At 58.1% G+C, this 20,315-nt stretch carries 20 protein-coding genes; 16 read left to right on the top strand and 4 right to left on the bottom strand.

The features are described from left to right. A partial coding sequence (locus KDX37_RS20395) for a thymidylate synthase (protein ID WP_264759322.1) occupies positions 1-286 on the top strand: 286 nt, incomplete at its 5' end. A 72-nt stretch (positions 287-358) separates the two neighbouring features. On the opposite strand, the gene KDX37_RS20390 is transcribed toward KDX37_RS20395, so the two are convergent. After that, positions 359-1,357, bottom strand: coding sequence for a GGDEF domain-containing protein (locus KDX37_RS20390; RefSeq protein WP_231654509.1), 999 nt, complete (start codon positions 1,355-1,357; stop codon positions 359-361). Positions 1,358-1,493: 136 nt separating this feature from the next. Then, positions 1,494-2,678 (bottom strand): delta-9 fatty acid desaturase DesA, encoded by a 1,185-nt coding sequence (desA, locus tag KDX37_RS20385; protein WP_231654508.1) that lies wholly within the window; start codon positions 2,676-2,678, stop codon positions 1,494-1,496. Between the two features lie 157 nt (positions 2,679-2,835). Between desA and dibA the strand changes: the two genes are divergently transcribed. The 6 genes from dibA to KDX37_RS20355 all read left to right on the top strand — a co-directional run bounded on the left by dibA (position 2,836) and on the right by KDX37_RS20355 (position 9,099). Further along, entirely contained in the window at positions 2,836-4,785 is a 1,950-nt protein-coding gene (dibA, locus tag KDX37_RS20380; protein ID WP_231654507.1) for a phosphodiesterase DibA, read from the top strand. A 187-nt stretch (positions 4,786-4,972) separates the two neighbouring features. Beyond that, on the top strand, positions 4,973-5,155 hold the full coding sequence (gene oscA / locus KDX37_RS20375; RefSeq protein ID WP_025258055.1) for a sulfur starvation response protein OscA: 183 nt from the start codon (positions 4,973-4,975) through the stop codon (positions 5,153-5,155). A 147-nt stretch (positions 5,156-5,302) separates the two neighbouring features. Next, positions 5,303-6,313, top strand: a complete 1,011-nt coding sequence (locus tag KDX37_RS20370; protein ID WP_231654506.1) for a sulfate ABC transporter substrate-binding protein — start codon at positions 5,303-5,305, stop codon at positions 6,311-6,313. 95 nt (positions 6,314-6,408) lie between these two features. Beyond that, entirely contained in the window at positions 6,409-7,230 is an 822-nt protein-coding gene (gene cysT, locus KDX37_RS20365) for a sulfate ABC transporter permease subunit CysT (protein WP_231654505.1), read from the top strand. A gap of 13 nt (positions 7,231-7,243) precedes the next feature. After that, the gene (gene cysW, locus KDX37_RS20360; RefSeq protein WP_231654504.1) at positions 7,244-8,116 is read left to right on the top strand and encodes a sulfate ABC transporter permease subunit CysW; all 873 of its coding nucleotides are present in this window, start codon (positions 7,244-7,246) and stop codon (positions 8,114-8,116) included. A gap of 2 nt (positions 8,117-8,118) precedes the next feature. Further along, positions 8,119-9,099: a sulfate/molybdate ABC transporter ATP-binding protein gene (locus KDX37_RS20355; protein ID WP_231654503.1), complete on the top strand. Its 981-nt coding sequence runs from the start codon at positions 8,119-8,121 to the stop codon at positions 9,097-9,099. Positions 9,100-9,176: 77 nt separating this feature from the next. Here KDX37_RS20355 and KDX37_RS20350 read toward each other — a convergent pair whose 3' ends face one another. Beyond that, positions 9,177-9,701, bottom strand: a complete 525-nt coding sequence (locus KDX37_RS20350) for an Mpo1 family 2-hydroxy fatty acid dioxygenase (protein WP_231654502.1) — start codon at positions 9,699-9,701, stop codon at positions 9,177-9,179. Between the two features lie 83 nt (positions 9,702-9,784). Between KDX37_RS20350 and KDX37_RS20345 the strand changes: the two genes are divergently transcribed. Then, positions 9,785-10,495, top strand: coding sequence for a Crp/Fnr family transcriptional regulator (locus KDX37_RS20345; protein ID WP_231654501.1), 711 nt, complete (start codon positions 9,785-9,787; stop codon positions 10,493-10,495). An 18-nt stretch (positions 10,496-10,513) separates the two neighbouring features. Here KDX37_RS20345 and KDX37_RS20340 read toward each other — a convergent pair whose 3' ends face one another. Further along, positions 10,514-11,506, bottom strand: coding sequence for an AraC family transcriptional regulator (locus KDX37_RS20340; protein ID WP_231654500.1), 993 nt, complete (start codon positions 11,504-11,506; stop codon positions 10,514-10,516). Between the two features lie 641 nt (positions 11,507-12,147). On the opposite strand from KDX37_RS20340, the gene KDX37_RS20335 reads away from it, so the two are divergent. The 8 genes from KDX37_RS20335 to KDX37_RS20300 all read left to right on the top strand — a co-directional run bounded on the left by KDX37_RS20335 (position 12,148) and on the right by KDX37_RS20300 (position 20,306). Further along, complete coding sequence (locus tag KDX37_RS20335; protein ID WP_231654513.1) at positions 12,148-13,431, top strand: MFS transporter; 1,284 nt, start codon at positions 12,148-12,150, stop codon at positions 13,429-13,431. Positions 13,432-13,641: 210 nt separating this feature from the next. Then, positions 13,642-14,223, top strand: a complete 582-nt coding sequence (locus tag KDX37_RS20330; protein WP_231654499.1) for an alpha/beta hydrolase — start codon at positions 13,642-13,644, stop codon at positions 14,221-14,223. 83 nt (positions 14,224-14,306) lie between these two features. Next, a complete protein-coding gene (locus KDX37_RS20325) occupies positions 14,307-15,257 on the top strand; it encodes a sigma 54-interacting transcriptional regulator (protein WP_231654498.1) in 951 nt (316 codons plus the stop codon). Between the two features lie 196 nt (positions 15,258-15,453). Then, positions 15,454-16,236, top strand: coding sequence for a MetQ/NlpA family ABC transporter substrate-binding protein (locus KDX37_RS20320; RefSeq protein WP_231654497.1), 783 nt, complete (start codon positions 15,454-15,456; stop codon positions 16,234-16,236). Between the two features lie 288 nt (positions 16,237-16,524). Further along, a complete protein-coding gene (locus tag KDX37_RS20315; protein ID WP_231654496.1) occupies positions 16,525-17,418 on the top strand; it encodes a TauD/TfdA dioxygenase family protein in 894 nt (297 codons plus the stop codon). 16 nt (positions 17,419-17,434) lie between these two features. Continuing rightward, the gene (locus KDX37_RS20310) at positions 17,435-18,316 is read left to right on the top strand and encodes an ABC transporter ATP-binding protein (protein ID WP_231654495.1); all 882 of its coding nucleotides are present in this window, start codon (positions 17,435-17,437) and stop codon (positions 18,314-18,316) included. Positions 18,317-18,360: 44 nt separating this feature from the next. Continuing rightward, positions 18,361-19,227, top strand: a complete 867-nt coding sequence (locus tag KDX37_RS20305; RefSeq protein WP_231654494.1) for an ABC transporter permease — start codon at positions 18,361-18,363, stop codon at positions 19,225-19,227. Positions 19,228-19,286: 59 nt separating this feature from the next. Further along, positions 19,287-20,306, top strand: coding sequence for an ABC transporter substrate-binding protein (locus KDX37_RS20300; RefSeq protein WP_231654493.1), 1,020 nt, complete (start codon positions 19,287-19,289; stop codon positions 20,304-20,306). The last annotated feature ends 9 nt before the right edge of the window (positions 20,307-20,315 follow it).

The raw sequence follows: 20,315 nt of genomic DNA, 5'->3' as shown, positions 1-20,315 counted from the left end.
CGCCCACGCCCACGCCCACGCCCACGCCCACGCCCACGCCCACGCCCACGCCCACGCCCACGCCCACGCCCACGCCCACGTCTACGAGAACCACCTGGACATGCTCAACGAACAGCTCACCCGTGAGCCGTTCCCGATGCCGAAACTGGTAATTTCCGACCGTGTGCCCGAGTTCGCCAAGACTGGGGTTTACCAGCCAGAGTGGCTGGAGCTGATCGAGCCGTCCGACTTCTCGCTGGAAGGTTATGAGCATCACCCGGCCATGACCGCGCCAATGGCGGTTTGATCGGGCCGAGTGAGGCGTGATTCAGGCGATGGGCGGATGCGTGGGTCGCTTGAGCGGCGTTGAGGGCGGATTTCAGACCAGTACGATCTGATTCTTGCCTTGGCGCTTGGCTTGATACATCGCAGCGTCAGCGCGCCCGTAGAGGGCTTCCAGGCTGGTGTCGTCCTGGCCCAGATTGGTCAAGCCCTGGCTGGCGGTGATGCTGAACGTACTGCTGCCGCACTGAAAGTTCTGGCGCTGGATCTCGCGCTGCAAGCGCTCAGCGATCTGCATGGCCATCTCCGGCGCACAGCCAGGGAACACCGCTGCAAACTCTTCACCGCCGATCCTGCCGAACAGATCGCCTCGTCTGAGTGCTGAACGCCCGCTTTCAGCGATGCGCTGCAGAACGGTGTCGCCTTCCTGGTGCCCGTAGGTGTCGTTCACCAGCTTGAAGTCATCGATGTCCAGCAACAGGAACGCCAGTGGCGTGCCGTTGAGCCGTGCCAGCTCGAACTCCCGCTGCGCGCATTCGAAAAAATGACGTCGGTTGCTGCTCTGGGTCAGTACGTCAGTGGTGGCCAGACGTTGCAGTTCGTCTTCAAGCTGCTTTTTGTCGGTGATGTCTTCGGCAATGCCCACCACGATCAGACGCTGATCGGCATCGGTGTTGCGGCTGACGAAGCATTTGTCGCTGAGCCAGCGCACCTCACCGTCGGCGCGGATGATCCGGTATTCACGGTCCTCGATTGATCCTTTTTCAATCACTTCGCCCAGGCTGCGCTCGGCGTAGTTCAGGTCGTCCGGATAGATGCTGTCGCGCCACTCGCCATAGTCGGCCAGCAACAGCCCGGCAGAGCGGCCAAAGATGCGCTCGTAGGCGGGGCTGACGTAGACCATGCGCTGGGTTTCCCAGTCAAACGCCCACAAAACAGCGTTCACGCTCACCAGCAACGAGCTGAACAGCTGTTCGCGTTCGCTCAGGCGTGCGACCTCTGCCTGAGCGTGCATCAGGGCGAGCAATGTTTCGGCGGCGGCGGGTGTTTCAGTCATCGGGGTGCTGGGTGAAGCAGTCAGGTTTTGCTTTTCCATAGGACGGTATCTCAGGCGGCGTGCGCATACAGCCACAGCCTCTCCCAATCGAGGATGGGGGACGCTGGTGAGATAGGATTTACGCGGGGAAGTTCAAGTGTCGGTGCGCCCGTAGCGGGCGCACCGATCAACGGTGTCAGGCTTGTGCGGGGCGCAGCGAGTAGGTTTTGAGCTGGTCTGCGAAGTCGCGCAGTGACTGGATGCCACTGGCTTCGGCTTCGTGAATCCACTCTTTTATCGCCGACAACATGTCATGGCCGTTACTGCTGGTCTTGACCCAGATCTGCTGCAACGCCAGGCGTTTTTCGTAGATCACTTTCAGCGCATGGCTGTGTTCCAGCATGGTCTGGATACGCAGATGGTGCTTGTCATCCAGCAGGCTGGTTTCGCGCGACAGCAGGCGCTTGGCGCGGTGGAACTGGTGGCGAACCGATGCATCGGCCTTGGCAAGCTCCTGGGCAACCAGCGGGCCGATCACAAGCTTGCGATACTGCGCCATGATCTGGAACCGGTTGTTGAGGATCGCCATCGCGGTGTCCATGTCCAGATGGCCCTTGCCTTCGACTCGATGAGCAATAGGCGCGACCCGCTGGACCTTGGCCAGACCCAGGAAACTGAACAGCTTGATCCACGCCCAGCCCATGTCGAATTCCCACGGCTTGACCGACAGCTTGGCGGAATTGGGGTAGGTGTGGTGGTTATTGTGCAGCTCTTCGCCGCCGATCACGATGCCCCACGGCACCAGATTGGTCGCGGCATCACGGCATTCGAAGTTGCGATAGCCCACCGCATGCCCGAGGCCGTTCACCACGCCTGCCGCCCAGAATGGAATCCACATCATCTGGATCGCCCAGACGGTGATGCCCAGCGCGCCGAACAGCACGAGGTCGATAACCGCCATCAGGGCGATACCGAGCATTTTGTAACGCGAGTACAGGTTGCGCTCGATCCAGTCTTCCGGGCAGTTCTTGCCGTAGATACGCAGGGTGTCCTGGTTCTGGGCTTCTTCGCGATACAGCTCGGCGCCTTTGCGCAGCACGGTCGACAAGCCTTTCACGACCGGACTGTGCGGATCGTCAACGGTTTCGCATTTTGCGTGGTGTTTACGGTGGATGGCAGTCCACTCGCGGGTGTTCTGGGCAGTGGTGAGCCACAGCCAGAAACGGAAAAAGTGCTTGAGCCCGGCGTTCAATTCAAGTGAACGGTGGGCAGAGTAGCGGTGCAGATAGACCGTGACGCCGACAATCGTCACATGGGTCATGGCCAGTGTGACTGCTATTACCTGCCAGACAGAAAGGTCGAGCAAACCGTTGTACCACATAGGCTGTTTGGCCCTCGTAAAGACACTCGTGAAGAAATAAGTAGTAGCACGCATTATCACTGACATCACACAGAAAACCAGTCACCCTTTTAGATAAGAGTCGCAGGATGTTTCCTGTTCTATAATCCTTTCATTTCATAAGGGTTTTGGTTTTCCGATGGCTCAAACGACTGTATGCGCCCTGCGAGCGGCCATTCTGTATGGCTTGCTGGCCATCCTTTGGCTAGCAGCGTGCAACCACTGGCTGCCCTTATTCATCGAAGATCCGGCTCTGTTGGCGCGGGGGCAGCAGATAGGCGGTTACGCGTGGGTGCTGCTGAGCGCGGTCATGATCTTTGTCGCACGTGAACGGCTGATGACGAACAGGCGCGGCAAGGCTCTGCTTGAACGGCAACAGGAAGACACCGATCGGCTCCGTCTTGCGGCGGCAGTCTTCGACAGTACCCTTGAAGGCGTGCTGGTCAGCGATGCGAAGGGCAACATTGTTCACGTCAATCGTGTATTTGTGGGCATCACCGGTTATCAGCCCGATGAGGTGCTGGGCGTCAACCCCAGCAAGTTCAAGTCCGGTCGGCATGGCCCTGAGTTCTATCGGCAGATGTACCGTTCGATTCTCAGCGCCGGGCAGTGGAGCGGCGAAATCTGGAATCGGCGCAAGAGTGGGGAAGTGTATCCACAGTGGCAGACGATTCGCGCCGTCAAAGGCAAGGATGACCAGCCCAAGCATTTCGTCGCGGTGTTCTCCGACCTCAGCGCGATCAGGCGCTCCGAGCAGGAGCTGGCTCGGTTGGCGCATTACGATGCGTTGACTGACCTGCCCAATCGACTGTTGCTTACGGACAGGATCAGCCAGGCACTGACTTCTGCCCGGACGAGCAAGCGCGGTTGCGCATTGCTGCTGGTCGATCTGGATCATTTCAAGACCATCAACGACAGTCTGGGCCACAGCGTGGGTGATGACGTACTCAAGATGGTGGCCGAGCGGCTGAAGGGGCTGCTCGATGACGAAATGACGCTGGCGCGGCTGGGTGGGGACGAATTTGCCCTGCTGGTCAAAAACTGCCAGCAGATGGGCCAGGCGGCTGCGCTGGCGCAGCAGGTGATCGAGGTATTCAAAGCGCCTTTTTCAGTCGCTGGGCATCAGCTGTTCATCACCGCAAGCGCAGGTATCAGCCTGTTCCCGGACGATGCGCTGACGGATGAGCAGTTTCTGCGCAATGCAGACTCGGCGCTGTTCAAGGCCAAGAGTGAAGGGCGGGAGCGCTATGCGCTGTACACCGAAGAGCTGACCGCCCATGCCAGGCAACGGGTATTGCTGGCCGGTGAGTTGCGTCGAGCCATACAGCAGCAGGAACTGAGGGTTTTCTATCAGCCGGTTCATGATCTCTCCAATGGCCGCATGTGTGGGGTGGAAGCGCTGGTGCGCTGGCAGCATCCGTCGCGCGGCATGGTATCGTCAGGCGAGTTCATCCCGATTGCGGAGCAAAACGGTCTGATCGCCGACATTGACGCCTGGGTGCTGGAGGCAGCGTGTCGCCAGATGCAGCAGTGGCGGGCCTTGGGTTTTGCGGCGGATTTTGTCGCGGTCAACGTGTCCAGCCGGATGTTCGGCCGTGGCGATCTGCACAGTCAGGTGGCCCAAGTGCTGCGCGATACCGGCCTTGATCCGGCTTTTCTCGAACTGGAGGTAACTGAAAGCGCGGTGATGGAAGACCCCGAGCGGGCGATTGAACAGCTTCACCGTCTGCGCGAGCTGGGCCTGAGTCTGGCCATCGATGATTTCGGTACCGGCTACTCGTCGCTGTTGCGGCTCAAGCGCATGCCGGTGCAGAAGCTGAAAATCGATCAAGGCTTTGTGGCCGGACTGCCCGAAGATGATGACGATATCGCCATTGTGCGAGCAGTTATCGCGCTCGCCAGCAGCATGGGCATGAAGGTGCTGGCGGAAGGGATCGAGCACGTCGATCAGGCTTCGCTCCTGCTCGCCAACGGCTGTCAGCTGGGTCAGGGGTATTGGTTCGCGCGACCGATGCCTCCCGAATTGATCGATTGGACGCAAGTGCTTATCCCTGCCGCATCACCGCTCAAAACGCCTGAGCAGCCTTGAACGCCAAGCCAGCCGAGGCATCAGGCGCATCTTGTTGGACGTTTCAACTCCGTAATTTCCTTTGGTTATATCTGCATTCTTAAATAGTCTTTTTAAGAATATCCGCGCCTCATTATTATTGCCCTACCGCCACACGTCATCGCCCCCAGTCGCGATGGCCGGCTCCCCTATTTCAAGGAATCAGATAATGAGCGCATCTCTACGTAGTGTTGACGGTCAGGACGAAGCAGCAATTCTGCGTGAGATTCAGAGTGCGCTGCGTGACCTGCGTTTTGGGGCTGTTGAAATCACTGTGCACAACGCACAAGTGGTCCAGATCGAGCGCAAGGAAAAATTCCGGTTGCAGAACTCCGGCGCCAAGCCGAGCTGACAGCACACCCGACTGGTTAACCGGAGGGCTTCGTTTCGACTCCTGATACACCCTGCCAATAGTCAGTGCGCCAGCGCGGTCATCGCGCTGACGTGCGAAGAAGAATCAAAAAAAGCCAACACACAGCATTCTCCAGGAGCTTCATCTATGTCCATTCGCCGCTTTGCTCTGGCCGCACTTGCCAGTGCTGTATTCGCAGGATCTGCAGTCGCCAAGGATTATGAACTGCTCAACGTGTCCTACGACCCGACGCGCGAGCTGTATCAGGATTACAACGCAGAATTCGCCAAACACTGGAAACAGGCTCACCCGGACGACACCGTCACGATCAAACAGTCCCACGGTGGCTCGGGCAAACAGGCCCGTGGCGTGATCGATGGTCTGCGCGCAGACGTCGTGACCCTGGCGTTGGCCGGTGACATCGATGAAATCGCCAAGCTCGGCAAGACCCTGCCTGAAAACTGGCAGACCCGCCTGCCGGACGCCAGCACCCCTTACACGTCGACCATCGTGTTTCTGGTGCGCAAGGGCAACCCGAAAGGCATCAAGGACTGGGGCGACCTGATCAAGAAAGACGTATCTGTCATCACGCCGAATCCTAAAACCTCAGGCGGTGCCCGCTGGAACTTCCTCGCCGCCTGGGCTTATGGCCTGAAGGCTGGCGGTGGTGACGAGGCCAAGGCCAAGGAATACGTACAGACTCTGTTCAAGCACGTACCGATTCTGGACACAGGCGCCCGCGGTTCGACCATCACGTTCGTGAACAACGGTCAGGGTGATGTGTTGCTGGCCTGGGAAAACGAAGCATTCCTTGCACTGAAAGAAGATGGCGGCGCTGACAAGTTCGACATCGTCGTGCCTTCGTTGTCTATTCTTGCCGAGCCACCTGTCGCTGTCGTCGACAAAAATGCCGAGAAGAAAGGCAACACTGAAATCGCGACCGAGTACCTCAAGCACCTGTACAGCAAGGAAGGCCAGGAAATCGCGGCGAAGAACTTCTACCGTCCACGTAATGCCGAAGTGGCTGCCAAGTACGAGAAGCAATTCCCGAAACTGCAGCTGGTCACTATCGACAAAGACTTTGGCGGCTGGAAAACTGCGCAGCCGAAATTCTTCAATGACGGCGGTGTGTTCGACCAGATTTACCAAGCGCAATAAACCCAATGACGATACCGCGCGGCGCGGTATCGCACTGTTGGTCAAGCAGCCCGGATGAACGTCCGGGCTTCGTGCACGTGAAACCAGGGACTTTTATGTCGCGTCGTATCTCCCCCGTCATACCCGGCTTCGGGCTGACGCTGGGCTACACCTTGGTGTACCTCAGTCTGATTGTGCTAATACCGCTGGCGGCCATGTTCATTCATGCCTCTCAGCTCACCTGGGATCAGTTCTGGACCATCATCACGGCACCACGCGTGATTGCGGCCCTCAAGCTGAGTTTTGGTACTGCGTTCTACGCGGCCCTTATCAATGGTGTGATCGGTACGCTGCTGGCCTGGGTGCTGGTGCGTTATACCTTTCCGGGACGCAAGGTCATTGATGCGATGATCGACCTGCCGTTCGCGCTGCCCACCGCAGTGGCCGGTATTGCCTTGACAGCGCTGTATGCCCCCAATGGCTGGGTTGGGCAGTTCGCGACCGAGCTGGGCTTCAAGATCGCTTACACCCCGCTGGGCATCACGCTGGCACTGACGTTCGTCACGCTGCCGTTCGTGGTACGCACCGTGCAACCGGTGCTGGCGGATATTCCCAAGGAAGTCGAAGAAGCGGCTGCCTGTCTGGGCGCGCGCCCGTTGCAGGTATTTCGCCACATCCTCGTTCCTGCGTTGCTGCCTGCCTGGCTGACCGGTTTTGCCCTGGCGTTCGCCCGTGGCGTCGGTGAGTACGGCTCGGTGATCTTTATCGCAGGCAACATGCCGATGAAGACCGAAATCCTGCCGCTGCTAATCATGGTCAAGCTCGACCAGTACGATTACACGGGGGCTACGGCGATCGGCGTGATGATGCTGGTGGTTTCCTTCATTTTGCTGCTGCTGATCAACTTGCTGCAGCGACGCATCGAAACCCCATCCTGAGGAGGCGCAGAGCATGTCCTATTCATCTGTTTCAGCCGCTGCCTCCGCCAATGCTGCCCGTCGTGGCAGCGCGGTGTCGCGTCGTATCCTGATCGGCCTGTGCTGGCTGGTGTTCATCGCGTTTCTGGGGTTGCCGCTGTTTATCGTGGTTTCTCAGGGACTGAAAAACGGCCTGGGTGCATTCTTCACGGCAATTCTTGAGCCGGATGCACTGTCGGCACTCAAGCTGACGGTGATTGCCGTCTTGATCTCGGTGCCACTCAACCTGGTGTTCGGCGTCAGCGCCGCGTGGTGCGTGAGTAAATACTCGTTCCGTGGCAAAAGCATTCTGGTCACGCTGATCGACCTGCCATTTTCGGTGTCGCCGGTCATTGCGGGTCTGGTCTACGTACTGATGTTCGGCGCTCAGGGGTTGTTCGGCCCGTGGCTTCAGGATCACGACATCCAGATCGTATTCGCACTGCCGGGCATTGTGCTGGCGACTATTTTTGTCACCGTCCCCTTTGTGGCGCGCGAGCTGATCCCGCTGATGCAGGAGCAGGGTACGCAGGAAGAAGAGGCGGCGCGGCTGCTGGGCGCCAACGGCTGGCAAATGTTCTGGCACGTCACGGTGCCCAACATCAAGTGGGGTCTGATTTACGGCGTGGTTCTGTGTACTGCCCGTGCGATGGGCGAGTTTGGCGCGGTGTCGGTGGTGTCCGGTCACATCCGTGGCGTCACCAACACACTGCCATTGCACGTCGAGATCCTCTACAACGAGTACAACCACGTCGCAGCCTTCGCGGTGGCGAGCCTATTGCTGATCCTTGCGCTGTTCATCCTGCTGCTCAAGCAGTGGAGCGAATCCCGTATTAACCGTCTGCGCCAAAGTGCGGCGGAGGAATAATCATGTCGATCGAAGTCCGTAACGTCAGCAAGAATTTCAACGCCTTCAAGGCCCTGAACAGCATCAGTCTGGACATCCAGAGTGGCGAGCTGGTTGCCTTGCTGGGCCCGTCAGGCTGCGGCAAGACCACGCTGCTGCGTATCATTGCCGGTCTGGAAACTCCGGATGCCGGCAGTATCGTTTTCCATGGAGAAGACGTTTCCGGCCATGACGTGCGTGATCGCAATGTCGGTTTCGTGTTCCAGCATTACGCACTGTTCCGGCACATGACGGTGTTCGATAACGTGGCGTTCGGCCTGCGCATGAAACCCAGGCGCGAGCGCCCGAACGAAACCCGCATCGCCGAGAAAGTCCATGAGCTGTTGAACATGGTGCAGTTGGACTGGCTGGCCGACCGCTACCCGGAGCAGTTGTCCGGTGGTCAGCGTCAGCGGATTGCTCTGGCCCGCGCGCTGGCGGTGGAGCCCAAGGTGCTGCTGCTCGATGAGCCGTTCGGCGCGCTGGACGCCAAGGTCCGCAAAGAGCTGCGTCGCTGGCTGGCGCGCCTGCACGAAGACATCAACCTGACGTCGGTCTTCGTGACTCACGATCAGGAAGAAGCCATGGAGGTGGCGGACCGGATCGTGGTCATGAACAAAGGCGTGATTGAGCAGATCGGTTCGCCGGGCGAGGTGTACGAGAATCCGTCCAATGACTTCGTCTATCACTTTCTGGGTGACTCGAATCGGCTTAGCGTGGGGGATGAGGGCCATGTGCTGTTCCGCCCGCACGAGGTGTCGTTGTCGCGCCAGGAACTGGAAGATCACCACGCCGCGGAAGTACGCGACATCCGCCCATTGGGTGCGACCACGCGTGTGACGCTCAAAGTGGAAGGGCAAGGGGAGTTGATCGAGGCAGAAGTGGTCAAGGATCACGACAGCCTGGTGGGCCTGGCCAAGGGCGAGACGCTGTTCTTCAAACCTAAGGTCTGGCAGAAGCTCTGAGTGTGCGAGGGCCTGAATCCAGGCCCTTTTGCAGACAGGCGGTGCATCTGCTAAAGACGCACCGCTCGCCGAACCCGCTATACCGCCGCTTTGCGGGTATTCTTGCCTACCGGGCCGGAGCGCTCTTCGATGGCGTGCTGCAAGGGTTTGAGCATGCCCATCAGGAAGGCGAGTTCCGCGACCACGAACAACGGCCCGATGATCAGGCCCGTCACGTCATCGATAAACGCAGGCTTGCGGCCTTCGTAATAGTGGCCGATGAACTGGATAATCCAGCCGATCACGAACAGAGCTACCCCTGCGCTCAGCCAGACCATCGTCGTCTGTTGAGCAAGATTGGCGCCTGCCCAGATGCACAGCCCCAGGAGCGCCGCCATCACTACGCCGAGCATTCGGTCCAGCCGCAAATAAAAGATCGTCGAAGCCAGTGCGACCAGCGCAGCCGGAGACACCCAGAAGCCACCCATCATCCAGCCAGGACGAGACAAAAGTACCGCCACAGCCAGCACAATCAGCGGAATACCTACGAAGTGGGTCACGATATTGCGTGAATCCCGGTGGTAGGAAGCATATTGGCTAAGATGGTCGACAAGGTTTTTCATTATTATTCCTGCCTGAGACGATGTTCGGGTTGAGCCACCGTATCGTTATGCAACATGAACGCCTGAAATAAAAAGGGGCAAACATGACAAATGGAGTGTTATGGCGGTCAAGGTTGCTCTCTGACTACTGGTTTTCCAATCTGCCTGCCGGTTTGCAGGATAGCCTGCTGGGCGCAGCTCGCCAGAGGCGCAAGACGCCCGGCAAATTATTGTTCGAAAAAGACGACGCGCCGTGCGGCCTTTATGTGCTGCTGGAGGGCCGCGTACGTCTTGGCGGTATTCAGGAACAGCGCCTGACGCCGCGCCTGGAGGAGGTTCGGCCGCCTTACTGGTTTGGCGAAGTGTCGTTGTTCGACGGTGCGCCGCGCAGGTTCGATGTCTGGTCGCTCGATCAGACTATCTTCCTGCACATCCCTCAGGCGGTACTGCTTGAACTGCTCGACAGTTGCCCGGACTACTGGCGCTGGTTCGCCAGCCTGCTCAGTCAGAAACTCGGCCTGCCATTACTGAGCGCGGAGAAGCTGCAACAGTTGCCCGCCAGGGCGTGGGTGGCATGGCGGCTGTTGCTGTTGTGCGAAGGGTACGGTCATTTGAGCCACGCACGTCGCCTGGTCGCGCTTGATGAGATTCAATCGTCCTCTGCGCCGCAACTCTCTTCTTCGGCCCTGCTTGAAGTGCTCACCGAGTTTCATGAGCGCAAGATCGTGCGTCTCGGGGAAGGGCGACTGGAAGTTTTCGACGTGGAAAAATTGCGCAAAGTGGCGAATTTCTCCAAAGCCAAGGCTGTGGTCTGATGTGGACTGGCTGCGTGCTCAGCGCCTCAGTTCATTCCTGTACTGTACGGGTGTCAGACCGGTCCAGCGCTTGAATGCGCGACTCAGGGTTTCGGTATCTGTGAAGCCCAACAGATACGCCACTTCACTCAGGGAGCTTTGCGGATCGCTCATGTGCAGCAGCGCCAGATTCTGACGGCACTGGTTGAGCAGCAGATCGTAGCGACAGCCTTCATCGGCCAAGTGCCGTTGCAGGCTGCGCGTGCTGAGGTGCAACGCCTCGGCGATGATTTCTGCAGAGGGTTCGCCTTCGGGCAGCAGGGTTTCGATGGCCGAGCGTACGCGCTGCTCCCAGATCAATGACGTGGAAGGCTCGTTACCGGAGGCCTGTTCATCGAGTTGTATCGGCCCGTCATCCAGATGGCAGTCAAAGTCATCGCAGGCAAATTCCAGCAGGTTTTCCGGCGCCGAAAAAAACAGCGGAGCACGAAACAGGTCGTGCCACGGTTGCGGGTTTTCAGGCTCGTGACGCTGCAGATGGATCGCCACCGGGGCGTAGTTCCTGCCCAGGCGGTTCCTGCAGGTGCGCACATAAATGGCCGCAAAAGCATCCATGATTTCATGCGTTGATGTTCGGCAGTGTGCCGGTGCGTGGAAGCGAAACTCGTAACGCTCGCCAGCCGGTCTGAAATCCAGCTCCAGCGAATCTTCTGCCATCAAGTGGTAGCGCACGATACGTTCGAAGACCTCGCGCAGCGAGCCACTGGCTACCAGCGTATAGCCCAACGCGTGGAAGGTGGTGGGGCTGACGAAGCGCGATACACGCAGGCCCAGTGTGGGATCTCGGCTGGCATTCAGTGCCAGTTGCCAGAGGTGTGCGGTAATGCTTGCCGGAATCTGTGCCGTTGGGTCATTGAGCAGCAGCGGATCGACGCCGGCAGCCTGGCACAGTTGCGCGCTGTCCAGATCCAGAGCGTCAAGTTGCTTGCGCAGGGCGCGGGTCCAACTGGCGAGGCTGCTTGGCTCGGGCATGGGGGCGACCTTTCCTGTCTCGGGTGGGTGTTCAGCGTCGGACGTATGCCGACAGGGCATCAAAGGGCAGATCCTTTGCCTGAAGCCGCAGCCAGAGAATGTAAGTATTTATGACGTTTGTGCAAGTCCTGCCTGATTGGATGACCTGGGTGGCGCATTCGCAACCGTTAATGACGCAGGGTGCAGTGCTTTCGTCCGCCTCCTGTCTGGCCGGGAAATATGACTGCCTGGTCATCGTATAACCCTGCTGGCTCGGCCACATCTCTATAAGCGCCTGAGCGCTTTTAATCATTGGTCATTCTCATTTTTGGCATTTGACACGATGCTGGCAAATGACTATAAATGCGCCATGTTGTACGACAACGTACGGCTTTCATAAAATTACAACCATAAAAATAATTCAAAGAGTAACAAAGCGCATGAAATCCATTGATTTCCGTATCCAGGAAATGCTCTCCCGCTCGAAAAAGACCCCTGTTTCGCAGGTCTTCGGGAAAGCTGCCAAAAAATATCCCGGTCAAACTCAGTAACTTGAAGTTACATAAAAGCCAGCCGCCCCTCGGTTTCGGCCTCGGGACGCTCATCGCCAATCTAAGAATAAGCAGGGTGAAGAGATGAAAATCAAAGGCATACGGTGGTGGATGGTGGGGCTGGTCACAGCCGGCCTGATCGTCAATTACCTCGCGCGCAACACGTTGTCGGTCGCAGCCCCTACGCTCATGAGTGAGTTGAGCATTTCCACTGAGCAGTACGCCCACATCGTGGTCGCCTGGCAGTTGTGCTATGCACTGATGCAGCCTGTTGCGGGCTACATCATTGACGCCATCGGCACCAAGATGGGCTTCGCCATTTTTGCCGTGGCCTGGTCAGCGGCTTGCGCCGCCGCAGCGTTTGCTACCGGCTGGCAAAGCCTGGCGATCTTTCGTGGCATGCTCGGCCTGACCGAAGCGGCAGGCTTGCCTGCGGGCGTAAAAGCCACCACAGAATGGTTTCCTGCAAAAGAACGTTCGGTTGCCATCGGCTGGTTCAACATCGGTTCGTCGATCGGCGCGTTGCTCGCCCCGCCGCTGGTGGTCTGGGCCATTCTGCAAAGCGGCTGGGAATTGGCATTCCTGATCGTCGGCGGTCTGGGTATTGCCTGGAGCGGCCTGTGGCTGCTGCTGTACAAGCACCCGCGGGACCAGAAGCGCCTGAGCGATACCGAGCGTGACTACATTCTCAGTGGGCAGGAATCACGCCTCAAGGATGCACCTTCTCAAAAAGGCAGCTGGAAAAAGCTGTTCAAGAACCGCAATTTCTACGCCATTGCTTCGGCCCGCATCCTGTCCGAGCCGGCCTGGCAGACCTTCAATGCCTGGATACCGCTGTACCTGATGACTGAACGTCACATGAACATCAAAGAGGTCGCGATGTTCGCCTGGCTGCCGTTTCTGGCTGCCGACATCGGCTGTGTGCTGGGCGGCTACCTCAGCCCGCTGTTTCACAAGTACTGCAAGGTCTCGCTGTTCACGTCACGCAAGATGGTCATGCTGTTCGGTTGCTCGTGCATGATCGGCCCGGCGTGCATCGGTCTGGTTGAAAGCCCTTACACGGCTATCGCCTTGCTGTGCGTCGGTGGTTTCGCCCACCAGACCCTGTCGGGCGCCTTGTACTCCATCACGTCAGACTCGTTCGGCAAAAACGAAGTGGCCACCGCTACTGGCATGGGCGGGATGTTCGGCTTTCTGGGCGCAGCCGCTTTTACTATGGTGTTCGGTGTTCTGGTGACCAAGATCGGCTACAGCCCATTGTTCGTGGTGCTGGCAATTTTCGACATCTTTGCAGCCATCGTGGTGTGGAGCGTCGCGCGTGAAGTGCCGCAGAACGCTGAACCGGTCATTCTGGACTCGCTTGATCCGGGCAGCCGTTCGGTTCCTGCAACGTGAAACGTCGTCGCACATCTGTAACACACTGCGTTTAATCTTTGCTTCAACACTATTTATCAGGGTCGTTCCTTTAAGGCAGGGAGCGGCCCTTTTTTTGTCTTTCGTTACATATGCTTTTAAGGAATTAATAAATATCTTCTTATTCCTTAACGAATATATGATCCGTCCCTATACTCGCCACATGAACGCATACATGCAGGAGGCGAATCCATGCATAACGAGTCGATCCGGTATCTGATCGTGCCAGGCTGGCAGGGGTCTCCTGATGATCATTGGCAAACCCACTGGCAGAACAGCCTGCCCAACAGCGTGCGGGTTGAACAAGCTGACTGGGACAAGCCCCGTCGTGAAGACTGGGTGAGCGAGCTGCAGCGCACCATTGCTTCGCAGAGCACGCCGGTGATCCTGATCGCTCATAGCCTGGGCTGCGTCACCGTCGCGCATTGGGCGCAATTGGCGCCGCTGGAAACCCTGCGTCAGGTGCAAGGTGCTCTTTTGGTGGCGCCTGCTGATGTGGATCGTCCGAACTGCCCGCCAGCCTTGCGTAACTTTGCGCCGGTGCCTTGCGACCTGCTGCCGTTTCCGACACAGATTGTCAGTTCCGATAACGACCCGGCCGTCAGTTCTCAGCGAGCCCTGGAAATGGCGCGTCACTGGGGGGCCGAGCTGGGCTTCCTGAGCCAGGCCGGGCATATCAATGTGAAGTCCGGTCATCAACGCTGGGAGCAGGGTTTCGCCTATCTTTACCGTTTGCAAAACCGTCTTGAACAGCACGCGCGTCGTCGCGCCTGACTGGATCATCCTGTTTGAGGGGCCGTGTGGCCCTGTCTTTATTTAACGCTTGAGTTCACGTAGGGCTCAGGCGGGAGTGTGTCATGAGCCGTCACGAAACCTATGGTCAGCCATTGCTGACATTTCCCGATGCCGAAAAAAGCCCGCTGAGTATTCGCGCCAAGGCGCTGGTGTTCATCGATCCGCGTTCGCGTCAGTTACGCGAGGAGATGGAACAGCTGGCGCCGCGTTCGCTGCCAGTGCTGATTCGCGGCGAGTCAGGAACCGGCAAGGAATTGCTGGCCCGTCATATCCATCGTGGCAGTGACCGGTCAGGCCTGTTCGTTTCGGTGAACTGCGGTGCGATCAGCCCGACATACGCGGATGCCGAACTGTTCGGCTATGCGGCGGGCGCACACACTGGCACGGTCAGCAGCCGTGCAGGCTGGTTCGGCTCTGCCAATGGCGGCACGTTGTACCTTGACGAGATCGGCGATTTGCCATTGCCGATCCAGGTCAAGCTGCTGGCAGCGCTGGAGAATCACGAAGTGACGCGGGTCGGCGCGCATCAGCCGAGCCCGGTCGATGTGCGTCTCGTGGCCGCTACCAGTATCGATCTGGCGCAGGCGGTGGCGGCCGGTAAATTTCATGAGCGGCTTTACCATTATCTGAGTGAAGGTCGCCTGGATTTGCCCGCCTTGCGTGAGCAGCCGGGCAATATCCTGCCGCTCGCCGAATATTTCGTCGGTATTTACAGTCAGCGTCTGAATCTGCCCGTCCAGTTGATCAGCGAGTCCGCGCAGCGAACGCTTGAGGCCCACATATGGCCGGGCAATACCCGTGAACTGGAGAACGTCATCCATTTTGCGTTGCTGGTCAGCAGCGGCGACGAGATTCAGGCGCAAGACATAAACCTGCCTGAAATCACCAGTCCATTGACGCTGATCGAGCGTCAGACTCAACGCTTGCTGGCTGACGGGTCTGAAGATCAACTCAAGGTGGTCAAGCGTCTGTTGGAAAATGTGACTGCTCAACTGGAGCAAACGCACGCTTGAGCCCGTCCCAGAGCGGTGCGGGTGTGGCAAATCGCCTTCGCGCGCAAAAAAGCATAAGCATTTGCTTAAAAAGTATTTTCTCGGAATATAAAACCCCGGTAATGTCCGCACCATGCCGCAGCAAAGGATAACGTTGCGGCAAACCACTGATAAGGCGTCACTTTTTGACGCTCTTGGACTTCGCTAAGGACATTGCATGAAAAAGACGTTGTTGATGACCGCTCTGGCGGCTGCGCTCTCGATTGGCCTGGCTCACGCCGGCGAAAAACTGGTGGTCGGTGCGACGCCTGTACCGCATGCGGAAATCCTTGAGCTGATCAAGCCGACTCTGGCCAAAGAAGGCGTGGACCTGGAAATCAAGGTCTTCACTGACTACGTACAGCCAAACGTCCAACTGAACGAGAAACGCCTGGACGCCAACTATTTCCAGACCAAGCCTTACCTGGACGGCTTCAACAAAGGCAAAGGTGCCAAGCTGGTGACCGGCGTGGGCGTCCATGTTGAGCCGTTTGGTGGCTACTCGAGCAAGTACAAGACCCTGGCCGAACTGCCTGAAGGCGCAACCGTTGCCATTCCAAACGAAGGCAGCAACGCTGGCCGTGCACTGCTTCTGCTGCAGAAGGGTGGCCTGATCACTCTGAAAGATCCGACCAATGCCCTGGCTACGCCGAAAGACATCGCCACCAACCCGAAAAAGTTGAAATTCCGCGAACTGGAATCGGCTGTGCTGCCGCGCGCGCTGAGCCAGGTCGATCTGGCGCTGATCAATACCAACTACGCGCTGGAAGCCAAGCTCAATCCTAAAAAGGATGCGCTGATCATCGAGGGCGCGGATTCGCCTTACGTGAACTTCCTCGTGACCCGCGAAGACAATGCTCATACCGACGCGATTGAAAAGCTGTCGAAGGCGTTGACCAGCCAGGAAGTCAAAGACTTCATCATCAAGAAGTACGACGGCGCGGTACTGCCAGCGTTCTGATGCCTGAGCTGAGGCAGTTGCATGCTGTCGGGTGGACGGGTGATGCCATTCATCAGAACGCCACCAACTGCCTTCTGTGATCGAAACCTTCGCCAGCGAGCCTGCCCGCTGGCTGGTGAAGGTCTTGCCCCGTGTTAACCCTGTACTCCACGTATGATCATCATCTGATCCCCTCTTCGCTAACGCATTCAGAAATATCCATATTCCCCAACGGTATTTAAATTCCGTTTCTTATACCTATACAGTTCCGTCTTTCAGCCACATCAATGTTCTGGAGTCGGAGCTCTCATGCCAGCAGCCTCCCTCGCGTCATCTGCCCCACTTGTTTCGCAATCCTTCGACGTACGTCCATTCCCCGAAAACGTGGGCGCGGAGATCGTTGGGCTGGATTTGTCCAGGCCGCTGAACGACGTCGACTTCGCACGCGTGCACAAGGCGCATCTTGATTACCACGTGATTGTCTTTCGCGATCAACAGATCACACCGCAGCAACAGATCGATTTCAGCCGACGTTTTGGCGCGCTGCAAATTCACGTGCTCAAGCAGTTTTTGTTGGCCAACCATCCAGAAATTCTGATCGTCTCCAACATCGTCGAAAACGGGCAACCGGTCGGCCTGGGTGATGCGGGCAAGTATTGGCATTCGGATCTGTCCTATAAGGAGCTGCCTAGCCTGGGGTCGATGCTCTATGCTCAGGAATTGCCAAGCGAAGGCGGCGACACGTTGTTCGCCAACATGCACCAGGCCTGGGACACGCTGCCCCAACACCTGCGCGATGCAGTCGAAGGACGCTCGGCCGTTCATAGCTATACCGCCCGTTATTCCGAAGGCCATAACGCCGTCAACTGGCGCCCGACCCTTACGCCAGAGCAACTGGCCCAGGTAGTTGAAGTCAGCCATCCCATTGTGCGCACGCATCCTGAGAACGGTCGCAAGGCACTGTTTGTCAGCGAGGGGTTCACGACGCGCATTCTCGGCCTGCCGGAAGACGAAAGCCGTCAGATCCTCGGCGAGCTCTACGCCCACAGCGTGCGCCCTGAGCACATCTATCGGCACCAGTGGCAATCCAACGACATGGTGTTCTGGGACAACCGTTCCTTGATCCACCTGGCGGCTGGCTGCCCGGCCCATCTGCGACGCAAGTTGCATCGCACGACCATCCAGGGCACTGCGCCGTTTTGATTCAGGAGAACCGTTCATGAATGCTGTTGTGCAAAGCCACACGGCCAGCCCCAGTAGCCATCCGCAACCGGCTGTTCAGCACGCCACTGAAGCCTTGTTGCAGGTTCAGGGCGTCAGCCTTGAATACCGTACGCCCGAGCGCGTGGTGAGGGCGACTCATCAAGTCAGTTTCGAGGTTGACCCGGCCGATCGCTTCGTCTTGCTCGGCCCCTCCGGTTGCGGCAAGTCGACACTGCTCAAGGCTGTGGCCGGTTTCATTCAGCCCAGCGAAGGCGAAATTCGTCTGGCAGGCAAGCAGGTCAAAGAGCCCGGTCCGGACCGCATTGTGGTGTTTCAGGAGTTCGACCAATTGCCGCCGTGGAAAACCGTGATCGAAAACGTCATGTTTCCGCTGCTGGCATCGCGCACCCTCAAACGTCCTGAGGCCCTGGAGCGCGCCCGTTATTACCTTGAAAAGGTCGGGCTCAGCGCGTTTGCCGATGCCTATCCGCATACGCTGTCGGGCGGCATGAAGGCGCGTGTCGCGATCGCCAGGGCCTTGGCCATGCAGCCGAAAATCCTGTTGATGGACGAGCCTTTCGCCGCACTCGATGCACTTACCCGACGCAAGATGCAGGAAGAGCTGCTGGAACTGTGGGACGAGGTGCGTTTTACCCTGCTGTTCGTCACGCACTCCATTGAAGAGGCGCTGGTGGTGGGCAATCGTATTCTGCTGTTGTCACCTCATCCGGGGCGCGTGCGTGCGGAAATCAACAGCCACCAGTACGACCTGAAAAGCCTCGGTGGCGTGGGCTTTCAGCAAACCGCCCAGCGTATTCATCGATTGTTGTTCGATGAAGGCGAGGCCGGGCAGGCTGAGCAAGAGCTGAGCTTCCAGGATATCCGCATCGCTTATTAACACCGCGCTCCCACTGGGTAAGTTGCTGACAAAGAGAATCAACCATGAGCCTTTCGCCCCCGATTCGCGAAGAGTACGAAATCACGCTGGAGCCTTTCACGCAGGAAGATCTGGCACGCGACCTCCCGTTGGCGCAACGCATCTGGCAACTGAGCTGGGTGCGCAAGACTGTAATCATGATCGCGCTGGCCGTGCTCTGGGAGGTTGCCGCACGTATCCAGAACAACGACCTGCTGCTGCCAAGCTTTCTGCAGACCGCTGCGGCCTTCTATGACGGACTGCTTTCCGGCGAGCTGTTGAGCAAGGTCTGGATTTCCCTGACCGTGCTGATTCAGGGTTACCTGATCGGCATCGTTCTGGCGTTCGGCCTGACCACCCTCGCAGTGTCCACCCAACTGGGTCGCGACCTGCTCAGTACGCTGACGGCGATGTTCAACCCGTTACCTGCCATTGCGCTGTTGCCGTTGGCCCTGCTGTGGTTCGGGCTGGGGCAGAACAGCCTGATCTTTGTGCTGGTGCATTCGGTGTTATGGGCGCTGGCGCTCAACACCTACGCAGGTTTTCTGGGAGTTTCGGAGACCCAGCGCATGGCGGGCCGTAACTATGGCCTCAAAGGTTTGCGCTTCGTCTGGCACATCCTCATTCCGGCTGCGCTGCCATCGATTCTTGCGGGCCTGAAAATCGGCTGGGCCTTTGCCTGGCGCACGCTGATCGCCGCCGAGCTGGTGTTTGGCGCGTCGTCGGGCAAGGGCGGCCTGGGTTGGTACATCTTCCAGAACCGCAACGAGCTGTACACCGACAAGGTCTTCGCAGGGCTGGCGGCGGTGATTCTCATCGGCCTGCTGGTGGAAAACCTGCTGTTCGCCAACATTGAGCGCCTGACCGTCAAGCGCTGGGGCATGCAGCGCTGAAGCACCATCAACCGACGTTCTTCACATCATTTTTTCACCTGTTCAGGATGAGAGCTTTCATGACGATTTCTTTTCAGCGTCCGGTGCTGACTGCCCTGGCCGCCACATTCGGTTTGTTTGGCGCACTGCTCAGCAGCGGCGCACAGGCCGAAGGCAAAATCAGCATCGCCCAGCAATTCGGCATCGGTTACCTGATTCTCGACGTGGTGCGTGATCAGAAACTGATCGAGAAACACGGCAAGGAGCAGGGGCTGGACATCAAGGTCGACTGGAACAGTATCTCCGGCGCGACGGCAATGAACGAAGCGCTGCTGGCCGGTGCTCTGGATGTGGTATCGGCAGGCGTTCCGCCGATGCTGACGGTCTGGGACCGGACCAAGGGCAAGCAGAACGTCAAGGCCATCGCCTCGCTGGGCTCGATGCCCAACTACCTGCTGACCAATAACCCCAACGTGAAAACCCTCAAGGACTTCACTGACAAGGACCGCATTGCCGTGCCTGCCGCTGGGGTGGGTTTCCAGTCGCGCACCTTGCAGATCGAGACTGCCAAAGAGTTCGGTAACGACAATTACAAGAAATTCGACAATATTTCGGTCAGCCTCGCCCACCCGGATGCGACCGCAGCGCTGCTGGCGGGCGGCTCGGAGATCAACTCGCATTTCTCCAGCCCGCCGTTCCAGTACCAGGCGCTGGAAAATCCTAATGTGCACAAAGTGCTCAGTTCGTACGATGTGCTGGGCGGTCAGGCGACGTTCAACGTGCTCTACACGACCGAGAAATTCCACGACGAAAACCCCAAGACCTACAAAGCGTTCTACGACGCATTGGCCGAGGCCGAGAAGATCATCAAGGCGGACAAGCCTGCCGCCGCCCAGACTTACATTCGTGTCGAGCAATCCAAACTGCCGTTGCCGCTGGTAGAGAAGATCGTTTCAGACCCGGAAATCGACTTCACCATCACCCCACAGCGTACGTATATCTACGCCGAAAAGCTGCATGAACTGGGTGTGTTGAAGAACAAGGCGGCGAGCTGGAAGGACTACTTCTTCGAAGAAGCACACGGTGGGGCGGGCAGTTAAGCCTGACGA

The organism is Pseudomonas californiensis (genome assembly GCF_021147775.1).
GTDB lineage: Bacteria > Pseudomonadota > Gammaproteobacteria > Pseudomonadales > Pseudomonadaceae > Aquipseudomonas > Aquipseudomonas californiensis.
This window is presented reverse-complemented; position numbering and strand designations above follow the sequence as displayed.

Bases quoted from the DNA above. Each gene is read 5' to 3' on its own strand.
- cysW (WP_231654504.1), top strand. From the start codon at position 7,244: ATGTCCTATTCATCTGTTTCAGCCGCTGCCTCCGCCAATGCTGCCCGT.
- desA (WP_231654508.1), bottom strand. From the start codon at position 2,678: ATGTGGTACAACGGTTTGCTCGACCTTTCTGTCTGGCAGGTAATAGCA.
- KDX37_RS20370 (WP_231654506.1), top strand. From the start codon at position 5,303: ATGTCCATTCGCCGCTTTGCTCTGGCCGCACTTGCCAGTGCTGTATTC.
- KDX37_RS20315 (WP_231654496.1), top strand. From the start codon at position 16,525: ATGCCAGCAGCCTCCCTCGCGTCATCTGCCCCACTTGTTTCGCAATCC.
- KDX37_RS20350 (WP_231654502.1), bottom strand. From the start codon at position 9,701: ATGAAAAACCTTGTCGACCATCTTAGCCAATATGCTTCCTACCACCGG.
- cysT (WP_231654505.1), top strand. From the start codon at position 6,409: ATGTCGCGTCGTATCTCCCCCGTCATACCCGGCTTCGGGCTGACGCTG.
- KDX37_RS20305 (WP_231654494.1), top strand. From the start codon at position 18,361: ATGAGCCTTTCGCCCCCGATTCGCGAAGAGTACGAAATCACGCTGGAG.
- KDX37_RS20340 (WP_231654500.1), bottom strand. From the start codon at position 11,506: ATGCCCGAGCCAAGCAGCCTCGCCAGTTGGACCCGCGCCCTGCGCAAG.
- oscA (WP_025258055.1), top strand. From the start codon at position 4,973: ATGAGCGCATCTCTACGTAGTGTTGACGGTCAGGACGAAGCAGCAATT.
- KDX37_RS20325 (WP_231654498.1), top strand. From the start codon at position 14,307: ATGAGCCGTCACGAAACCTATGGTCAGCCATTGCTGACATTTCCCGAT.
- KDX37_RS20320 (WP_231654497.1), top strand. From the start codon at position 15,454: ATGAAAAAGACGTTGTTGATGACCGCTCTGGCGGCTGCGCTCTCGATT.
- KDX37_RS20355 (WP_231654503.1), top strand. From the start codon at position 8,119: ATGTCGATCGAAGTCCGTAACGTCAGCAAGAATTTCAACGCCTTCAAG.
- dibA (WP_231654507.1), top strand. From the start codon at position 2,836: ATGGCTCAAACGACTGTATGCGCCCTGCGAGCGGCCATTCTGTATGGC.
- KDX37_RS20335 (WP_231654513.1), top strand. From the start codon at position 12,148: ATGGTGGGGCTGGTCACAGCCGGCCTGATCGTCAATTACCTCGCGCGC.
- KDX37_RS20345 (WP_231654501.1), top strand. From the start codon at position 9,785: ATGACAAATGGAGTGTTATGGCGGTCAAGGTTGCTCTCTGACTACTGG.
- KDX37_RS20300 (WP_231654493.1), top strand. From the start codon at position 19,287: ATGACGATTTCTTTTCAGCGTCCGGTGCTGACTGCCCTGGCCGCCACA.
- KDX37_RS20310 (WP_231654495.1), top strand. From the start codon at position 17,435: ATGAATGCTGTTGTGCAAAGCCACACGGCCAGCCCCAGTAGCCATCCG.
- KDX37_RS20390 (WP_231654509.1), bottom strand. From the start codon at position 1,357: ATGGAAAAGCAAAACCTGACTGCTTCACCCAGCACCCCGATGACTGAA.
- KDX37_RS20330 (WP_231654499.1), top strand. From the start codon at position 13,642: ATGCATAACGAGTCGATCCGGTATCTGATCGTGCCAGGCTGGCAGGGG.